Origin of the sequence: Uliginosibacterium paludis, from assembly GCF_039631355.1 — a bacterium.
Lineage (GTDB): Bacteria > Pseudomonadota > Gammaproteobacteria > Burkholderiales > Rhodocyclaceae > Uliginosibacterium > Uliginosibacterium paludis.
In genome coordinates this window covers 620801-638706 of record NZ_JBDIVF010000001.1, presented here as the reverse complement: position 1 = coordinate 638706, position 17906 = coordinate 620801, and the positions used below count along the sequence as shown (strand labels likewise).

Genomic DNA, 17906 nt, shown 5'->3' with positions numbered 1-17906 from the left:
TCAGTCGGCTTTGAGGGCCTGCGCGTGATGCCGCAGGTGATCCTCTATGAAGCTCGCGATGAAGTAGTAGCTGTGGTCGTAGCCCGCCTGCATGCGCAGCTCAAGCGCATGGCCGGCCGGGGCCGCCGCGCCGCGCAATGACTCCGGCATGAGCTGGGTGTCGAGAAAACTGTCGCGGTCGCCTTGGTCGATCAGCAGCGGCAGCCGCTCCGGCGCGTTCGCGATGAGCAGGCTTGCGTCCCACTCCGCCCACTTGCTGCGGTCTTCACCCAGATAGCGGCTGAAGGCCTTTTCGCCCCAGGGGCATTGCACCGGATGGCAGATCGGCGCGAAGGCGGAGACCGATCGGTAGCGCCCCGGGGTGCGCAGGGCAGCGACCAGCGCGCCGTGCCCGCCCATTGAATGCCCGGATATGCCGCGTGCATCCGAGGCGGGGAAGTTCGCCTCGATCAGCGCGGGCAGCTCCTGCACCACATAGTCGTGCATGCGGTAGTGCCTGCTCCACGGGGCTTCAGTGGCATTCAGGTAGAAGCCGGCGCCATGGCCGAAGTCCCAGGCGCCGTCCGGGTCGCCGGGCACCTCGGCGCCGCGCGGGCTGGTGTCGGGGGCGACGATGATGAGCCCCAGCTCGGCGGCGAGGCGCTGCGCGCCGGCCTTCTGCATGAAGTTTTCATCCGTGCAGGTGAGCCCCGAGAGCCAGTAGAGCACTGGCAGCTTGCGACCCGATTCGGCCTGCGGCGGCAGGTAGATCGCGAACACCATGTCGCAGCCGAGCGTGGCCGAACGATGGCGGTAGCGCTTGTGCCAGCCGCCGAAGCTCTTGTTGCAGGCGATGTTTTCGAGGCTCATGGCGTGTCGCTCAGAAGTGGATGACCGTGCGGATGCTCTTGCCTTCATGCATCAGGTGGAAGGCTTCATTGATCTCGGCCAGCGGCATGTTGTGGGTGATGAACACGTCCAGCGGAATTTCGCCGCGCTGCGCCTGCTTCACATAGCTGGGCAGCTCGGTGCGCCCCTTCACGCCACCGAAGGCCGAGCCGCGCCAGACGCGGCCGGTTACCAGCTGGAAGGGGCGGGTGGCGATTTCCTGGCCGGCACCGGCGACACCGATGATGGTGGATTCGCCCCAGCCCTTGTGGCAGCACTCGAGTGCTGCGCGCATCAGCTTCACATTGCCGACGCACTCGAAGGAGTAGTCCACGCCGCCGTCGGTCATCTCCACGATCACGTCCTGGATCGGGCGCTCGAAATCCTTCGGATTCACGAAGTCGGTCGCGCCCAGCTGCTTTGCGATCTCGAACTTCGCCGGGTTGATGTCCACCGCGATGATGCGGGCGGCTTTGGCCATCGTCGCGCCGATGATGGCCGCGAGGCCGATACCGCCGAGGCCGAAGATCGCGACCGTGGAGCCTTCGGTAACTTTTGCTGTGTTGAGCACGGCGCCGATGCCGGTGGTGACGCCGCAGCCGAGCAGGCAGACCTTGTCCAGCGGCGCGTCCTTCGGGATCTTTGCCAGCGAGATCTCGGGCAGCACGGTGTATTCCGAGAAGGTCGAGCAGCCCATGTAGTGGTAGATCGGCTGGCCCTGGTAGGAGAAGCGGGTCGTGCCGTCCGGCATCAGGCCCTTGCCCTGGGTGGCGCGCACCGCCTGACAGAGATTGGTCTTGCCTGACTTGCAGAACTTGCACTCGCGGCATTCGGCCGTGTAGAGCGGAATCACATGGTCGCCCACTTCGAGCGAGGTGACGCCTTCGCCCACCGCTTCGACGATGCCGCCGCCTTCATGGCCCAGGATGGCCGGAAAGATGCCTTCGGGATCGTCGCCCGACAGCGTGAAGGCGTCCGTATGGCAGACACCGGTCGCCACGATGCGCACCCGCACTTCGCCCTTCTGCGGCGGGGCCACATCCACTTCGACGATCTTCAGCGCTTCGCCGGGGCCGAAAGCGACGGCAGCGCGGGATTTGATGGTGGTCGCAGACATGGGGCTCTCCTGTTCGGGGGTCGGGATGCGGGCGAGTCTAATTGAAGGACGCTGCGGGATAATTTTCCAGGCGGGGAAAGACTGTTGCTGATGAGGGATAATCTGGGGAGTGGGGAGTGGGGAGTGGGGAGGCGAGTGCCTGGCCGACAGGCAGGGTCGTGGCCTGGATGCAGCGCAGCGGAATCCGGGGCGGATTTCTGGCAGGCGTCCGGTCTTCAAGAGCTTCAGGAAAGGAACGCGCATGAATCGCTGGGAGGGGCTGGACGAGTTTGTGGCCGTCGTGGAGTGCGCGAGCTTCTCGCGCGCGGCCGAGCGCCTGCGCGTGTCGTCTTCGCATGTGAGCCGCCAGGTGGCACTGCTCGAAGACCGACTGCAGGCGCGCCTGCTCTACCGCACCACGCGCAAGGTGTCGCTGACCGACGCCGGCCAGGCCTTCTACGCCCGCTGCCAGCGCCTGATCGAGGAGCGGGATGAAGCCTTCGTCGCGGTGAGCGATCTGCATCGCGCACCCAGCGGCCTGTTGCGGATGACGGCAGCGGTGGCCTATGGCGAGCGCTTCATCGTGCCGGTGGTCAATGCCTTCATGAGCGCGCATCCGCAACTGCGGGTGGAAATCGAGTTGACCAACCGGGTCATGGATCTGGTGCAGGAGGGGTTCGATCTCGCGATCCGCATGGGCCGGCTGGAGAGTTCCAGCCTCATCGCGACCCGCATCGCGCCACGCCGCATGTTCCTCTGCGCCGCGCCGGCCTATCTCGAGCGTTACGGCCGGCCGCACACGCTCTCGGAGCTCGCCGCGCACAACTGCCTGATCGGCAGCAATGACACCTGGATGTTCCGCGATCAGGGCCGCGAGTATCCCTTCAAGCCGCGCGGCAACTGGCGCTGCAACAGCGGCGACGCGGTGCTCGATGCGGCCCGGCGCGGTCTCGGCCTGTGCTGCCTGCCTGACTACTATGTGCGCGACGCCCTCGCGCACGGCGAACTGGTGTCGCTGCTCGAAGACTGCCAGCCGCCTGACACGGCGGTCTGGGCCGTCTCGCCCCAGCGCCGTCATCCGCTGCCGCGCGTGCGCCTGCTGGTCGAGGCGCTGCGCGACGCACTGGCCGGGCGGCCCGAGTACCGCAGCGAGGCCGGCTGAGCGCCCGCGCCGATCGGTGCGCGGTCGGCAGGCTCGCCGAGATGCTTTGCCGGGCTGGCCGGTGTCGTCTCGTGCCCTGCATGGCCGGATCAGGCGGAAAACGTTCGGGAAATCAGGGGGCGAGCTTGTCAGGTTTGCGCATGAGCCGGTGTCTTCCTCGCCGGGGTGCGCGCGGTATGAAAAAGGTGGATCCGATGCGTGTGATGTTGAAAGTGGTGTTGATCCTGCTCGGCATGGCGGACCTGGCCCTTGCGGCTCAGGCGATCGCCTCGGGGCTGCGCTGGGCGAACCAGGCGCATTACCGCGAAGCGCACTTCATCGTGACCGGCAGCGTGGCCGGCACGCGCCGGAGCAGCCCCTGGCTGAAGGGCGAGATCGAGGGGGCGGCCGAGCGTTTCCAGGACAGTTCCGTGTCGGCGGAGGAATGGCCCGATGTGGTGGCGCGCATGCCGGTGGGCGCTGCCATCCCGGTCCGCTACAACCCCGGGATGACTTCCATGCGCTTCGGCTCGGAAAGCCTGCGGGTGATCAGCCGCGACTGGCGTTTCGAGCGGGATCGCGCCTTTCTGGCCTTCTACTTCGGCGGCCTGTTCCTGCCGACCCTGATCGGCGCGCTGGCCTTGCGCCTGACCCGCCCGGGAAAGCCGGCGCAGCCCTGACAGGACTCGGGCTACACCGGTCGCCGTGTCAGCACGAGCCGCGGCAGGGGCTGCGCGAGGCTTGTGCGCGGGCAGTCAGGAAGGCGAGGAGGGCGGCGAGCAGCAGCACGGCCGCGCTGACGCCGAAGGTGCTCCGGTAGCCGCTCGTGTCGAAGAGCAGACCACCGGTGGCGGAGCCCGCCGCGATCGCGAGCTGGATCACGGCCACCATCAGGCCGCCTCCGGCTTCCACATCCTGCGGCATGGCCTGCGCCACCCAGGACCACCAGCCGACCGGTGCGGCGGTGGCGAGAAATCCCCAGCACGCGAGCAGCACGGTGACCGGGATGATCCATGCGCCGGCAGGAATCAGGGCCAGTGCGAGCAGGGCCATCAGCAGCGGCGTGGCCAGCAGCGCGCGGTAGAGCCCCTGGCGCAGCAGCCTGGTGCTCCAGCTGGTGCCGACGAGCCCGGCCAGGCCGATCGCCAGCAGGACCAGCGAGAGCCTGGCGGGGCTGGCATGGGTGACGGTTTCAAGGAAGGGTCGCACATAGGTGAAGAGCAGGAACTGGCCGGTGAAAAACGCTCCGCAGGCCGCCATGCCGAGTGCCACCGGGCGGCTCGACAACATGCTGAAAGCATGCCCCGCGCCCTTGCGGCGGCGCTGGGCCGGCATCGCGGGCAGACTCGCCCACTGCCAGACCAGTGTGACGAGGGCCACCGGAATCAGGCACAGAAAAGCGCCGCGCCAGCCCAGTACCGAGCCCAGATAGCTGCCCAGCGGCGCGGCGACCACCGTGGCCAGCGCATTGCCGCCGTTGAAGATCGCCAGCGCGCGCCCGACCTGTGCTGGGGGCACGAGACGCATCGCCGTGGCGGCCGAGAGCGACCAGAAACCGCCGACGACCACACCGATGAGGGCGCGGCCGGCCAGGTAGGGGCCATAAGCGGAGGCCATGCCGACCATCGCGCCCGAGACCGCCATCAGCGCTGTCAGGGCCAGCAGCAGCCACTTGCGGTCGAGCTGGCCGGCCAGCGTCGGGATGCACAGGCTGGTTGCCACCGCGAAGGCGCCGGAGATCGAGATGCCTTGCCCGACGAGGCCTTCGGTGAGCTGCAGGTCGACCGCCATCGGCGTGAGCAGGCTCACCGGCATGAACTCGGAGGCGATCAGCGTGAAGACGCACAGCGACATCGCGAAGACGCCGCTCCAGTACGCCGGTGCCGCGACTTCGGCGCCGGCGCTGCCCGGTTGTTGTTGCGTCAAACCTGTCATGCCAGATGCTGATTGAAGAAGCTCGTGATCCGGTCGAAGGGGATGATGTCGACGCGGTCATACAGGTCCACATGGTTGGCGCCCGGAATGATCATCAGCTCTTTCGGTTCTGCCGCTGCGGCGTAGGCCGTTTCGCTGAAGTAGCGCGAGTGCGCTTTCTCGCCGTGGATGAAGAGGACCGGCCGCGGCGAGATTTCCGCGATGTAGCTCAGGATCGGCATGTTCATGAAGGACAGCGGCGTGGTCTGCGTCCAGGCATTGCCGGAGTTGACGGCGCGCGGATGGTAGCCGCGCGGCGTCATGTAGTAGTCGTGATAGTCGAGCAGGAACTGCGGCTCGTCGCCCTTGAGCACGTTGTAGTCGGGCTGGTAGGCCGGGCGGCCTTTCTCCGCATCCTGCCAGCGCTGGCGGCTCAGCTGCTCGAGCGTCTGCGTGCGCTGGGCGAGCGTGACGCTGTCGTTGTAGCCGCGTGACATGACGCGCGTCATGTCATACATCGTGCTGGTAACCACCGCCTTGACGCGCTTGTCGACCGCCACCGCATTGAGCGCCATGCCGCCCCAGCCGCAGATGCCGATCATCCCGATGCGCTCGCGATCGACTTCCGGCTGCAGCCCCAGGCAATCGACGGCGGCGCTGAAGTCTTCGGTGTTGATGTCGGGCGACGCCACATTGCGCGGTTCGCCACCGCTTTCCCCGGTGAAGGAGCCATCGAAGGCGAGGCAGGCAAAACCGCGTTCGGCCATGGTCTGTGCGTAGAGACCGGAGGATTGTTCCTTCACCGCTCCGAAGGGGCCGCCCACCACGATGGCAGGCAACTTGCCGCGGGCTGCTTTCGGCAGGTACAGGTCCCCCACCAGGGTGATGCCGTAACGGTTCCTGAAGCTCAGCTTCCGGTGATTGACCTTGTTGCTGCGTGGAAAGGTCTTGTCCCACTTCGAATTGGGCTGCTTCGCTGCCGCCTGTGCCGGGCCTGCGCCGAGCATGCCGGCGCCCAGTGCCGCGATACCGGCGCCGGTCATCCGCATCATCTCGCGGCGGCCCTGATCGGGCGTGCTTGCGGGGGGGAGGGGTGTTTCGTTGTGGTCGTTCATGTCGAGTCTCCGGATGGGGTCAGTCGGACAGCGTGGCGTTGTCGATGACAAAGCGATATTTCACGTCGCTTGCCAGCATGCGTTCGTAGGCCTGGTTGATTTCGTCTGCGCGGATCAGTTCGATGTCGGCCACGATGCCGTGTTCGGCGCAGAAATCGAGCATTTCCTGGGTTTCGGGGATGCCGCCGATCATCGAGCCGGCGATGGCGCGGCGTCGGGTGATCAGGTTGAAGACATTCGGCGAGGGATGCGGCGAGGCCGGGGCGCCCACCAGGGTCAGTGTGCCGTCGCGCTTGAGCAGCGCGAGAAAGGCGTCGAGATCATGCGGCGCCGCGACCGTGTTGAGGATCAGGTCGAAGCTCTTCGCGTGCTGCGCCATTTCGTCCGCATTGCGGGACACCACCACTTCGTCGGCGCCGAGCGCCTTCGCATCCGCGCGCTTGGATGCGGATGTGGTGATGGCCACCACATGTGCACCCAGCGCATGGGCGAGCTTGATGCCCATGTGCCCCAGGCCGCCGATGCCGACCACGCCGACCTTCTTGCCAGGGCCGGCCTGCCAGTGGCGCAGCGGCGACCAGGTCGTGATGCCGGCGCACAGCAGCGGTGCGACCGCTGCCAGCTGGGTTTCCGGATGGCGGACGCGGAGCACATAGCGCTCGTGCACCACGATCTGCTGCGAGTAGCCGCCCAAAGTGTGGCCGGGCGCATCGGCAGTCGGCCCGTTGTAGGTGCCGACCATGCCATCGCAATAGTTCTCGAGGCCCGCATCGCAATCCTCGCAGTGCTGGCAGCTGTCTACGATGCAGCCGACACCGACCAGGTCACCGATGCTGAAGCCCGACACATGCGTGCCGACGGCGGCTACGCGGCCGACGATCTCGTGTCCCGGCACGCAGGGGAACAACGTACCGGCCCACTCGGCACGGACCTGGTGGATGTCGGAGTGGCAGACGCCACAGAAGGCGATATCGATCTGCACGTCGTGCGGGCCGGGTTCGCGACGCGTGATCTGCAGGGGTTCGAGCGCTTGGTCGCCGGCGTGAGCACCGTAGGCGTTTGTTTTCATGAGAACTCCTCGGGAAGGGATGCACGGCACCACAGGCACCGTCGAGGCGTTCATCTTTGCAGCGGAGCGGATTCAGGCGATAGCCGGATGCTGGCGACTTCTTGCCTGATCCTCCGCGAAGAGACCGGCGGCGCCGGCAGGCTGCCGGCGCTCAGTGCTCAGAGCGGCCTCAGCCGATCAGGGCTTCAAAGGCCAGCGCGCCCTGGCTGACCGGTCTGCGCGGCAGGCGGAGCCGGTAGAGGTCGCGCAGGATTTCGCCTTCGGCGATCTCGATGCTCTGGACGCGGCCCAGCGCGATGGCGTCCGCAGCGGCCGCTTCAGGCACCAGTCCCAGACCGAGGCCGGCCGCAGCCATCTGCACGATGATTTCGTTGCTGCCCGCTTCCAGCGTGCGTGCGGCCTGGATGCCGAGCCGGCGCATTTCCGCTTCGACCACGCTGCGACTGCCTGAGCCGGGCTCGCGCAGCAGCCAGAGCCAGCTCGAAAGCTCGGCCGCCAGCGGCTTGCGACCGGCCGGAAAGCTGCCGGCCGCCGCGACCAGCAGCATGCGCTCACGGCGCCAGGGGCGGATCTCCAGGCGCTCATCCTCGATGCTGCCTTCCACCAGCGCCACATCGACATCGCAATCGAGCAGCCATTGCGCGACCTGCTTCGTGTTGCCCGAGAGCAGGCGGATATTGATCAGCGGATGCTGGCGTGAGAACTCCGCGATGTATTTGGGCAGCCACCAGGCCGCGATGGTGGTTGAGGCGCCAATCGTGAGGCCGCCGCGTTCGAGCTCCGAATAGGCCTGCACCGCTTCAATCGCGGCGCGCTCCATTGCGAAAATGCCGCGTGCATACTTGTAGAGCATCTGCCCGGCTTCCGAGGGGCGGAAGCTGCGCCCGCCGCGCTCCAGCAGCACCACCTGGAGCTGGTCTTCGAGTTCGCGTACGGCCTTGGACACCGCCGGCTGACTCACGCCCTGCACCTCGGCAGCGCGCGAGAAGCTTTTCTGTTCGACAACGGCAGCAAAGATGCGGAGCAGGTGCAGGTTCATGATGCGGGGGCGGGTGGGCACGGCGAGCTGCCGCGTGCCTGCATTCTAGCCGGGATGCCGCCGGCTGCCGGAATACGGCGCCTGCCGGGGGACTCGCCGCTCGGGTAGAGTGAGGCTTTCGCTCCTGCGCCGGCTTCAGGCCGCCCGTCTTCATGTCTTTCACCGCTTTTTGCCGCGCCCTCTGGCTCCTGCCCATCATGATGATTTCCCAGCAAGCCCTGCCAGTCGAACCCGCCGATCCCCGTCTCTGGCTTGAGGAGGTCGACAGCCCCCGCGCGCTGGACTGGGTGCGTGAGCACAACGCCCGCACCGTGGCGCAGTTCGAGGGCACGCCGACCTTCAGCAAGCTCGAGGCCGGCATTCTTGCCGCCCTGGATGACCCGGCGCGCATCGCGCAGGTCCAGCGCATGGGCGGGCTGTACTACAACTTCTGGCGCGATGCCGCGCATCCCCGCGGGCTCTGGCGGCGCATCAAGCCGGCAGACTACGGCAAGCCGGATGCCGTCTGGGAAACCGTACTGGATCTCGACGCACTGGCAGCCAGCGAGAAGGAGAACTGGGTCTACAAAGGGGCGCACTGCGCACCGGACGGGTCCGGCCGCTGCCTGCTGATGCTCTCGCGTGGCGGGGCAGATGCGGTGGTGGTGCGTGAATTCGATCTGCGGACCCGGGCCTTTGTTGCCGACGGCTTCCGGCTGCCCGAGGCCAAGACCGAGGTGAGTTGGGTTGGTCATGACGAGATTTTCGTCGGCACGGATTTCGGCCCCGGTTCGCTGACCGATTCCGGCTACCCGCGTGTCATCAAGCGCTGGAAGCGTGGCACGCCGTTGTCGGCGGCAGTTACCGTGCTGGAGGGGCAGGCGACCGATGTGTCGGTTTCCGCCTGGGTGGAGCGTTTTTCCGGCGGGCACTACGAGGTGCTGCATCGGGCGACCAGCTTCTACACCAGCAGGACCTGGCTGAAGGAGGGCGGCGAGACCTGGGCCGTCGAATTGCCTGAGGACGCGATGCTGCGCTTCTTCGAGCGGCAGATGCTGGTGCAGCTGCGCTCCGACTGGGCCATCGAAGGCCAGCCCAGGCATCTGGCTGGCAGTCTGCTGGCGATCGACATCGACGCGTTCCGCGCCGGCCAACGCAATTTCCAGACCCTGTTCGTGCCCACCGCGACCTCGGCCATCGAAGGCATGGTGTCGACGCGTCATCACCTGATCGTGAATCTGCTCGACAAGGTGGCCGGCCGCCTGCTGGAGTATTCCTTCAGGGATGGCCAGTGGGCGTCCCATGCCGTGCCTGCACCGGCGCTTGGCAGCCTGCAGCTTGCGGACCTTGCCGGCACGCAGGCCGACCGGGCAGACGACTATCTGCTGCAGACGGTCGATTTCATTACACCCGCTGCCCTCTATCTCGTGCAGGCGGGCCGGGACGAGCGCCAGCTGCTGGCGAGGCAGCCGGCGCTGTTCGACGCCACGGGGCTTCACGTGCAGCAGCAGGAAGCCGTGTCGAAAGACGGTACGCGCGTTCCGTATTTCATTGTCATGCGTGAGGGGCTCGCCGCGGATGCTGGCCATCCCACCCTGCTGTATGGCTATGGCGGTTTCGAAGTGTCGCTCACGCCCTGGTATTCAGTGAGTGCCGGCAAGGGCTGGCTGGAGCGCGGTGGCGTCTATGTGGTGGCCAATATCCGCGGCGGTGGCGAATTCGGGCCGCGCTGGCACGAGGCCGCGCTGAAGGAGAAGCGGCAGAACGCGTATGACGATTTCATCGCGGTGGCCGAAGACCTGATCGCGCGGGGCATCACCCGGCCGCAGAAGCTCGGCATCATGGGCGGCAGCAATGGCGGCCTGCTGATGGGTGTGATGCTCACCCAGCGGCCTGATCTCTTCGGTGCCGTGGTCTGCCAGGTGCCGCTGCTCGACATGCAGCGCTACAACAAACTGCTGGCGGGCGCTTCATGGATGGCCGAGTACGGCAACCCCGATCTGCCCGAAGAATGGGCCTACATCCGCCGCTATTCGCCCTACCAGAATCTGAAGCCGGGCCAGGTCTATCCGGAAACGCTGTTCACCACGTCCACGCGTGACGACCGTGTTCACCCCGGCCATGCACGCAAGATGATGGCGAAGATGGAAGCCGATGGCGCGAGCAAGGTCTGGTACTACGAAAACCTCGAGGGCGGCCACGCCGGCGCGGCAGACAACCGGCAACTGGCACACACCAGCGCGCTGGCCTACACCTTCCTGTGGCAGACCTTGTCGCGTTGAAGGTCTGCGGCGCCCGGTCGAATGCCGGCCTTGCCGAGCGAAGCGCTTGCGGCGCGCTTCGTCTTGCTCAGGGTGCCCAACGAAGACGCAGTTCCACGCAGCTGACGCGCCTCTTGTAGGGCACCCTGAGCGCAGCGAAGCGCGCCGCATGAGGGGGCGGGCGCGAGTGAATTTGCGGGCCAGGTTGAGCTTGTGCGTCGATCAACTCCGGCATTGGCTGACGCGGCGGCGCGCCGGGGCTCTCTACGGCGCGCTTCGCTTTGCTCAGGGCTTCTTCGGCGCGCTTCGCTCCGCTCAGGGCGCCCTACGGTACGCGATGGATGCATCATGCTGCGAACCCAGCACCCCGCACCGAATTTCAGGGCCAGGCCCGTGCGCCGTAGATCATGCGCTTGGCGACGAACTGCCGCAGGGGCGGGAAGGCGTCGAGGGCGATGAGGCCGGCACCGCGAAGATGCGTCATGAGCGGCAGCTCGGTGGAGAAGCTGCGCACCAGCAGGTCGGTGAAGCCGGCCGCGCCTTCGCGGTCGAGGCGGCGCCGACGGCTGTAGCGCGCCAGCAGAGCGGCGCTGCCAGGGTCCGTCGCGGCAATCAGGGTTTCGGCCAGTTCCCAGACGTCTCGCAGCGCCAGGTTGAAGCCCTGGCCGGCCACCGGATGCAGGGTCTGCGCGGCATTGCCGAGCCACACGCAGCGATCCGAGGTGATCTCGCGGCGCATGCGCAGGCCCAGCGGATGATGGGCACGATCGCTGATCGAGGTGAGCACGGCGAGTCCGCCCAGCGCGCTGTTGAGCGCGGTCAGCCAGTCGCTGTCCGGCGCCTGCATGAGGGCTTCGGCGCGGGCGGCCGGGACGGTCCATACCACGGCATAGCGCTCGCCGAAGGGCAGCAGTGCGATCGGTCCGCGCGGGGTGAAGCGTTCGTGTGCCAGGTGGCCGTGCGGGCTGGCCGGCGTGGCCAGGCAAATCAGCGCGTGCTGGTCGTAATCGCGCTGGCGCGTTGCGTCGCCATCGGGGATGCGTCCCTCGCAGCGCAGCAGCAGTTGCGCACCTTGCGACACGAGGCCGCCGGCCGGCGATTCGAGCCCGACCTCGATGTGGCCGGCTTCGGCGCGGGCGGAGACGACCCGGTGTTCGTGCCGGACCGGAATACCCTCTGCCTCGGCGCGCGCCCGCAGTGCGGCGGCCAGATCACTGGCGCTCAGCACATAGCCCAGCGCGGGGAGTTTCTGCTCGGCTGCTTCGATGCGGGTCTGGCCGCCACCGCCCTGTTGCGTTACCAGGATGTGTTCGATCGGGGTGGCGCGGCTTGCCGGCCAGGCATGAAGCAGTTCGAGAAGCTCGCGACTGCCGTGCGAAAGGGCCAGCGTGCGGGTGTCGCGACCGGCCGTGTCGGCGCTGCGCGCATCGAAGACGGTGACCTGATGGCCGTGGCGATGCAGGGCGAGGGCTGCGGCCAGACCCAGCGGACCGGCGCCGGCGATGAGGATGCGGGAAGTGTCCTGCGTGCTCATGGCGTACCTGCTCAGTGACCCGCCATCGCGGCTTCGACATCCTTGATGCACTTGGGCGCCGCGCTGGTCAGCACGTCCGGCCGGGTCGGGGTGACATGCACGTCGTCCTCGATGCGGATGCCGATGTTCCAGAAGGCTTCGGGAATATCGTCGGCCGGGCGGATGTAGCAGCCCGGTTCGATGGTCAGCACCATGCCCGGCTGCAGTTCGCGCCAGGCGCCGCCGGTCTTGTATTCGCCGCAGTCGTGCACGTCGAGCCCCAGCCAGTGGCTGGTGCGGTGCATGTAGAAACGGCGGAAGGCACTGGTTTCGATCACTTCATCCAGGCTGCCCTTGAGCAGACCGAGATCGATGAGGCCCTGCGAGAGAATGCGCACGACAACGTCATGCGGATCGCTGAAGGCCTTGCCCGGCACGCATTCGGCAATCGCAGCCTTCTGCGACGAGAGCACCAGCGCGTAGAGGTCGCGCGCGGCACCTTCGAAACGACCATTGACCGGGAAGGTGCGCGAGATGTCGCCGGCATAGCTGCGGTATTCGCAGCCGGCATCGATCATCAGGAGGTCGCCGTCGCGCAGCAGGCCGTTGTTGGCGCTGTAGTGCAGCACGCAGGCATTCGCGCCGCCTGCGACGATGGCGCTGTAGGCCGGGGCTTCCGCGCCCTGGCGGCGGAATTCATGGAGCAGTTCGGCCTCGATCTCGTATTCGTACATGCCCGGCCGCAGCGCGCGCATCGCGCGCAGGTGGCCGGCCGCTGAAATCTCGGCGGCCCGGCGCATCAGCGCGATTTCGCTGGCGTCCTTGAAGAGGCGCATCTCGTCGAGCAGAACCCGGACGTCGCGGATGTCGGCCGGCGCGCTGACGCCGTTGCGCGCGCCCGAGCGCACGGCGTTGAGCGCTGCCATGACCTGGCTGTCATGCGAGGCGTCGTGTCCCAGCGAGTACCAGAGGGCGGGCTGGTTGCCGAGCAGCACGGAGAGCTGTTCGGCCAGCGTGTCGATGGTGAAGGCTTCGTCAAGGCCGAACTGTTCGGCTGCGCCCTCAGGCCCCCAGCGGAAGCCTTCCCAGATTTCGCGCTCTTCATTCTTCTCGCGGCAGAACAGGATGCTGCGGGTGTCTTCGTCCTCATTGGCGATCAGCACCAGGACGGCTTCGGGCTCGGTGAATCCGCTGAGGTAGTAGAAGTAGCTGTCGTGACGGTAGAGGTATTCGCTGTCGCGGTTGCGAAGGCGTTCGGGCGAGGTCGGGATGATGGCCACGCCGCCGCCGGCCTTGCGGAGCTGTTCGGCGAGCCGCTTGCGACGGCTGGCAAAGGGTCTGGGGTCGAATGTCATCGGGATTGTTCTTGTCTGATACGGGGTCGGCGCTGCGTCTGCGGGACTCAGCTCCGGGTCTTCAGTTCGTCATCCAGCGCGGCCAGGCGCTGCGGGGTGCCGACGTCTTCCCATCGGCCCTGGAAGTGCTCGCCCGAGAGGCGCCCGGCGTCGATGGCCGAGAACAGCAGCGGGGCGAGTTTCGCCTTGACGCCGGCTTCCAGGCCAGCGAAGAGCTCGGGTCGATAGACACCGACCCCGGAGAAGGTGAAGCGGGCGCCGCCATCGCGCAGGATCAGCCCGGAGGCGTCCAGCACGAAGTCTCCCTCGGGGTGATGCGGCGGATTGTCGACGAGCGCCAGGTGAGCCATGCGGCCCTGGGTGATGCGTGCGATTGCGCGGGCGCAGAATGTGGCGAAATCCATCTCGCAATACACATCGCCATTGACGACCAGAAAGGGGCTGTCGCCCAGCAGCGGCAGCGCGGTGGCGATGCCGCCGGCGGTTTCGAGGGCCTCGTCTTCAGGCGAGAAACGGATGCTGGCTCCCCACTCGCTGCCGTCACCCAGGCGCTCTTCGAGCATGTGGCCGAGGTGGGCATGGTTGATCACGATCTCGCGCAGACCCGCGCGGACCAGGCGCTCGATATGCCACACGATCAGTGGCTTGCCGCCGGCAAAGAGCATGGGCTTGGGGCAGTGATCGGTGAGCGGGCGCATGCGCTCGCCGCGACCGGCTGCAAGAATCATCGCTTTCATCGGGCTTCCTCCGGACGGGAGCTGCTGGCCGCGGCCCGCTCGTAGGCGTCGACGATGCGGGCGACAAGCGGGTGGCGGACCACGTCTTCCTTGGCGAACTGGGTGTAGGCGATGCCGCGCACGTCGGACAGCGTCTTCACCGCGTCGAGCAGGCCGCTCTTGTGACCGCGCGGCAGGTCGATCTGGGTCAGGTCGCCGGTGACCACCGCACGCGAGCCGATGCCGATGCGGGTCAGGAACATCTTCATCTGCTCGGGCGTGGTGTTCTGCGCTTCATCGAGAATGATGAAGGCATTCGACAGGGTGCGGCCGCGCATGAAGGCCAGCGGTGCGATCTCGATGCACTGGCGTTCGAACATCTTGGCGACGCGGTCGAATCCCATCAGATCATAGAGCGCGTCATAGAGCGGGCGCAGATAGGGATCGACCTTCTGGGTGAGGTCGCCGGGCAGGAATCCGAGGCGCTCGCCGGCTTCGACCGCGGGGCGTGTGAGGATGATGCGCTGCACCTGCTCGCGCTCGAAGGCATCCACCGCGCAGGCCACCGCGAGATAGGTCTTGCCGGTGCCGGCCGGGCCGAGGCCGAAGGTGATGTCATGACTCTGGATTGCGCGCAGGTATTCGTTCTGGCGCGGCGTGCGGCCATGCAGTTCGGTGCGCCGCGTCAGCAGCGTGGGCGCGGCCGGGCTGGTGGCGTCCTGCTTGGCGAGCTCGATCAGGCCCAGCTGCAGGTCTTCGACTGTGAGCGGCTGATCAGCACGGCGATAGAAAGCCTGCAAGGCGTTGCGCGCCGCATGGATCTTGGCCAGCTCACCGTGCAGCGTGAGCGTCTCGCCGCGCCGGGCGATGGCAACGTCATAGGCGGTTTCGATCTGGCGCAGATTGTCGTCCAGCGCGCCGCAGAGGTTGGCCAGCCGGCGATTGTCTGGCGGCGAGAGCTGGAGTTCGAGACGGCGGGGGCGGGCGGGGGCGACGGGGCGCGGCGCTTCGGATGAGGGAGTGCGGGGCATGGGGTCAGCTTGCCTGGGCCGGCTGGGTGCCCGGCCTGTCGTGAAACACGGCTTCGATGTTGTAACCGTCCGGATCGCGGACGAAGGCGGCGTAATAGCCGGCGTGATACTGCGGACGCGGACCGGGAGCGCCGTTGTCGCGGCCACCGGCGGCGAGCGCTGCCGCATGAAAAGCCTGCACGGCCGCGGTGCTGACGGCATGAAAGGCGATGTGGCTGCGCGGCGTGAAGGGCGTGCCGGCCGAGATCCAGAAATCTCCGCCCGGGTCGGTGCCGGCGCCGTCGCCGAAACCGGCCGCATCACCGAGATCCAGCCTGAGCGTGTAGCCCAGCGTCGCCAGCACTTTCTCGTAGAAAGCCTTGCTGACGGCGAAGTCGCTGACATTGATTCCTGTGTGGTCGATCATCGCGCGGGCCGGATCGGTAAAAGGGCTACAGCATGTTATCGAGAAATGCCCGCGCACGGGGATGCTCGGGGCTGGCGAAGAACTCGGCCGAGGGGCGTGCCTCCACGATCAGGCCCTGATCCATGAAGATCACCCGGCTCGCGACTTCGCGCGCAAAGCCCATTTCATGCGTGACGACCAGCATGGTCATGTGCTCGTCGGCCAGCTCGCGCATGGTACGCAGCACTTCGCCGGTGAGTTCCGGGTCCAGCGCCGAGGTGGGCTCGTCGAAGAGCATGATGTCCGGCTCCATCGCCAGCGCACGGGCAATCGCCACGCGCTGCTTCTGGCCGCCGGAGAGCCGGCCCGGGTAGGCGTCGCGCTTGGCAGAGAGGCCCACCTTGGCAAGCAGCGCTTCGGCGCGCGGGATGATCACGTCACGCGTCATGCCCTTCACGGTGATCGGCGCCTCGATGATGTTCTGCAGCACGGTCATGTGCGGGAAGAGGTTGAAGTGCTGGAACACCATGCCGGTCTTGCGGCAGATGCGGCGCACCTCGGCTTCGGGCGCATAGCGGCAGTGGCCGGCGGCGTCGGTGTCGGCGAGCAGCTCACCCTCGATTTCGATCCGGCCGGCATCAATCGTTTCGAGGTGATTCAGGCAGCGCAGGAAGGTGCTCTTGCCGGAGCCGGACGGGCCGATCATGGCAATCACTTCGCCCTTGGCCATCTCCAGCGACACACCCTTGAGCACTTCGTTGTGACCGAAGCGCTTGTGGATCTGGCTGGCGCGGATCATCGGAGCGGTTTCATTCATCACAGACGGCATAGCGCTTTTCGAGGTACTGGAAGCCCCAGGTGAGGATCAGCGTCATCGCGAGGTAGAAGCAGGCCGCGACGACGAAGGGCGAGGTGGTGAAGTCGCGCTGTACGATGCCGCGCGCCGCGCGCAGGAGATCGTTCATGGCGAGCACATAGATCAGCGAGGTGTCTTTTACCAGCGTGATCGTTTCGTTGGACACCGGCGGCAGGATGCGGCGGATCATCTGCGGCAGCACGATGCGGCGCATGGTCTGGGCATAACTCATGCCCAGCACCTTGGCGCCTTCGTACTGGCCGCGGTCGATCGACTGGATGCCGGCGCGGAAAATCTCGGCGAAGTAGGCCGCGTAATTCAGCACGAAGGCCAGGATCGCGGCGGGGAAATCCGGCAGGCGGATGCCGATGCCCGGCACGAAGGGCAGGGCGAAGTAGATGAAGAGCATCTGCAGCATCAGCGGCGTGCCGCGCATGAGCCAGATGTAGCCATTGACGGTGGTCGACAGCAGCGGCCAGCGCGAGATGCGCCCCAGGGCGAGGGCAAGGCCCAGCGGAATGGCGAGCACGATGGTGATCAGGAAGACCTGGATCGTGACACCGGTGCCCTCGATGAGCTGGGGAAGAATGCGGAGGAGGTAATCCATGCTTGAAGCCTTCAAGACACAGCCGGCCCGCGGGCCGGCTGGTCGGAGTCCTGCACGGCGCCGTGGAGGCGCCGCCGGGGATTACTTGACGATATTGGTGCCGAACCACTGGGTGGAGATCTTCGCGGCAGCGCCGTCAGCCTTCATGTCGGCCATCGCCTTGTCGATCTTGGCGAGCAGCTCGGTGTCATCCTTGCGCACGCCCACGCCATAGTCTTCGGTGCCGAAGTTCTCTTCCAGCACGACATAGTCACCCGGCTTCTTGGCAGCGTAGTAGCGGCCCACCACTTCGTCGACCACGATGGCATCCAGACGGCCAGCGGAGAGATCCATCAGCGCGGTCACGTTGTCGCCGAACTGCTTGAGTTCCTTCAGCGCATTGCCAGCCGGATCCTTCTTCACGGCATCCACGGCGGAGGAGCCTTCCTGCACGCCGACGATCTTGCCGGCCAGTTCGGCCTTGGTCTTGATCGGCGAGCTGGCCGCCACGATCACGATCTGATGGTTCTCGAGGTAGGGCGCGGTGAAACCGATGTTGGCGCGGCGCTCTTCGGTGATCGTGAGGCCGTTCCACAGCACGTCGATGCGGCGGCCGTTGAGCTCGGCTTCCTTGGCGCTCCAGTCGATGGGCTTGAATTCGACTTCCATGCCCAGGCGCTTGGCCGCTTCGCGGGCCATGTCGATGTCGAAGCCGACGAGTTCGTTCTTGTCGTCGCGGAAGCCCATCGGCGGGAAGTGATCGTCCAGACCGACGACGATCTTCGTGGCGGCCGCCGGTGCGGAGGCGGCTGCAGGGGCCGGCGCTTCTTCCTTCTTGCCGCAGGCGGAGAGGATCAGGCCTGCGGTGAGCGAGGCGGCGAGGAGCGTGGTGAGTTTTTTCATGGCGAGGTCTTCAGGCAGAACGGGAAGCGGCGGGCCGCCGGAGCGGCAAAGGCGGAATTGTCGCCCCCGCTGCCGAGCGG

At 66.7% G+C, this 17906-nt stretch carries 17 protein-coding genes; 3 read left to right on the top strand and 14 right to left on the bottom strand.

Going from position 1 to position 17906, the window contains the following annotated elements:
• Positions 1-849, bottom strand: coding sequence for an S-formylglutathione hydrolase (gene fghA, locus ABDB87_RS03080; protein ID WP_345923999.1), 849 nt, complete (start codon positions 847-849; stop codon positions 1-3).
• A gap of 10 nt (positions 850-859) precedes the next feature.
• Positions 860-1984, bottom strand: a complete 1125-nt coding sequence (locus ABDB87_RS03075) for an S-(hydroxymethyl)glutathione dehydrogenase/class III alcohol dehydrogenase (RefSeq protein ID WP_345923997.1) — start codon at positions 1982-1984, stop codon at positions 860-862.
• A gap of 241 nt (positions 1985-2225) precedes the next feature.
• Here ABDB87_RS03075 and ABDB87_RS03070 point away from each other — a divergent pair, with 241 nt between their 5' ends.
• Both ABDB87_RS03070 and ABDB87_RS03065 read left to right on the top strand, forming a co-directional pair.
• A complete protein-coding gene (locus tag ABDB87_RS03070) occupies positions 2226-3125 on the top strand; it encodes a LysR family transcriptional regulator (RefSeq protein WP_345923996.1) in 900 nt (299 codons plus the stop codon).
• 194 nt (positions 3126-3319) lie between these two features.
• Positions 3320-3784 (top strand): hypothetical protein, encoded by a 465-nt coding sequence (locus ABDB87_RS03065; RefSeq protein ID WP_345923995.1) that lies wholly within the window; start codon positions 3320-3322, stop codon positions 3782-3784.
• A gap of 28 nt (positions 3785-3812) precedes the next feature.
• Here the strand turns inward: ABDB87_RS03065 and ABDB87_RS03060 are convergent, their stop codons facing one another.
• The 4 genes from ABDB87_RS03060 to ABDB87_RS03045 all read right to left on the bottom strand — a co-directional run bounded on the left by ABDB87_RS03060 (position 3813) and on the right by ABDB87_RS03045 (position 8262).
• On the bottom strand, positions 3813-5039 hold the full coding sequence (locus tag ABDB87_RS03060) for an MFS transporter (RefSeq protein WP_345923994.1): 1227 nt from the start codon (positions 5037-5039) through the stop codon (positions 3813-3815).
• On the bottom strand, positions 5036-6133 hold the full coding sequence (locus ABDB87_RS03055; RefSeq protein WP_345923992.1) for an alpha/beta hydrolase: 1098 nt from the start codon (positions 6131-6133) through the stop codon (positions 5036-5038). Before ABDB87_RS03055 ends, ABDB87_RS03060 begins: the two co-directional genes overlap by 4 nt.
• 19 nt (positions 6134-6152) lie before the next feature.
• Entirely contained in the window at positions 6153-7202 is a 1050-nt protein-coding gene (locus tag ABDB87_RS03050) for an NAD(P)-dependent alcohol dehydrogenase (protein ID WP_345923990.1), read from the bottom strand.
• Positions 7203-7371: 169 nt separating this feature from the next.
• Complete coding sequence (locus ABDB87_RS03045) at positions 7372-8262, bottom strand: LysR family transcriptional regulator (RefSeq protein ID WP_345923988.1); 891 nt, start codon at positions 8260-8262, stop codon at positions 7372-7374.
• 176 nt (positions 8263-8438) lie between these two features.
• Here ABDB87_RS03045 and ABDB87_RS03040 point away from each other — a divergent pair, with 176 nt between their 5' ends.
• A complete protein-coding gene (locus tag ABDB87_RS03040) occupies positions 8439-10502 on the top strand; it encodes a prolyl oligopeptidase family serine peptidase (protein ID WP_345923986.1) in 2064 nt (687 codons plus the stop codon).
• A 358-nt stretch (positions 10503-10860) separates the two neighbouring features.
• Here ABDB87_RS03040 and ABDB87_RS03035 read toward each other — a convergent pair whose 3' ends face one another.
• The 8 genes from ABDB87_RS03035 to ABDB87_RS03000 all read right to left on the bottom strand — a co-directional run bounded on the left by ABDB87_RS03035 (position 10861) and on the right by ABDB87_RS03000 (position 17826).
• On the bottom strand, positions 10861-12015 hold the full coding sequence (locus ABDB87_RS03035; RefSeq protein ID WP_345923984.1) for an FAD-dependent monooxygenase: 1155 nt from the start codon (positions 12013-12015) through the stop codon (positions 10861-10863).
• An 11-nt stretch (positions 12016-12026) separates the two neighbouring features.
• Complete coding sequence (gene pepP, locus ABDB87_RS03030) at positions 12027-13349, bottom strand: Xaa-Pro aminopeptidase (protein WP_345923982.1); 1323 nt, start codon at positions 13347-13349, stop codon at positions 12027-12029.
• 47 nt (positions 13350-13396) lie between these two features.
• A complete protein-coding gene (murU, locus tag ABDB87_RS03025) occupies positions 13397-14077 on the bottom strand; it encodes an N-acetylmuramate alpha-1-phosphate uridylyltransferase MurU (protein WP_345924680.1) in 681 nt (226 codons plus the stop codon).
• Positions 14078-14082: 5 nt separating this feature from the next.
• On the bottom strand, positions 14083-15096 hold the full coding sequence (locus ABDB87_RS03020; RefSeq protein ID WP_345923981.1) for a PhoH family protein: 1014 nt from the start codon (positions 15094-15096) through the stop codon (positions 14083-14085).
• 4 nt (positions 15097-15100) lie between these two features.
• The gene (locus ABDB87_RS03015) at positions 15101-15502 is read right to left on the bottom strand and encodes a VOC family protein (RefSeq protein ID WP_345923979.1); all 402 of its coding nucleotides are present in this window, start codon (positions 15500-15502) and stop codon (positions 15101-15103) included.
• Positions 15503-15527: 25 nt separating this feature from the next.
• Entirely contained in the window at positions 15528-16280 is a 753-nt protein-coding gene (locus tag ABDB87_RS03010; protein WP_345924678.1) for an amino acid ABC transporter ATP-binding protein, read from the bottom strand.
• Between the two features lie 10 nt (positions 16281-16290).
• Positions 16291-16944 carry an amino acid ABC transporter permease gene (locus ABDB87_RS03005; RefSeq protein ID WP_345923977.1) on the bottom strand — a complete coding sequence of 218 codons (654 nt, stop codon included), beginning with the start codon at positions 16942-16944 and terminating at the stop codon, positions 16291-16293.
• An 81-nt stretch (positions 16945-17025) separates the two neighbouring features.
• Positions 17026-17826, bottom strand: coding sequence for an amino acid ABC transporter substrate-binding protein (locus tag ABDB87_RS03000; RefSeq protein WP_345923976.1), 801 nt, complete (start codon positions 17824-17826; stop codon positions 17026-17028).
• Positions 17827-17906 lie beyond the last annotated feature (80 nt).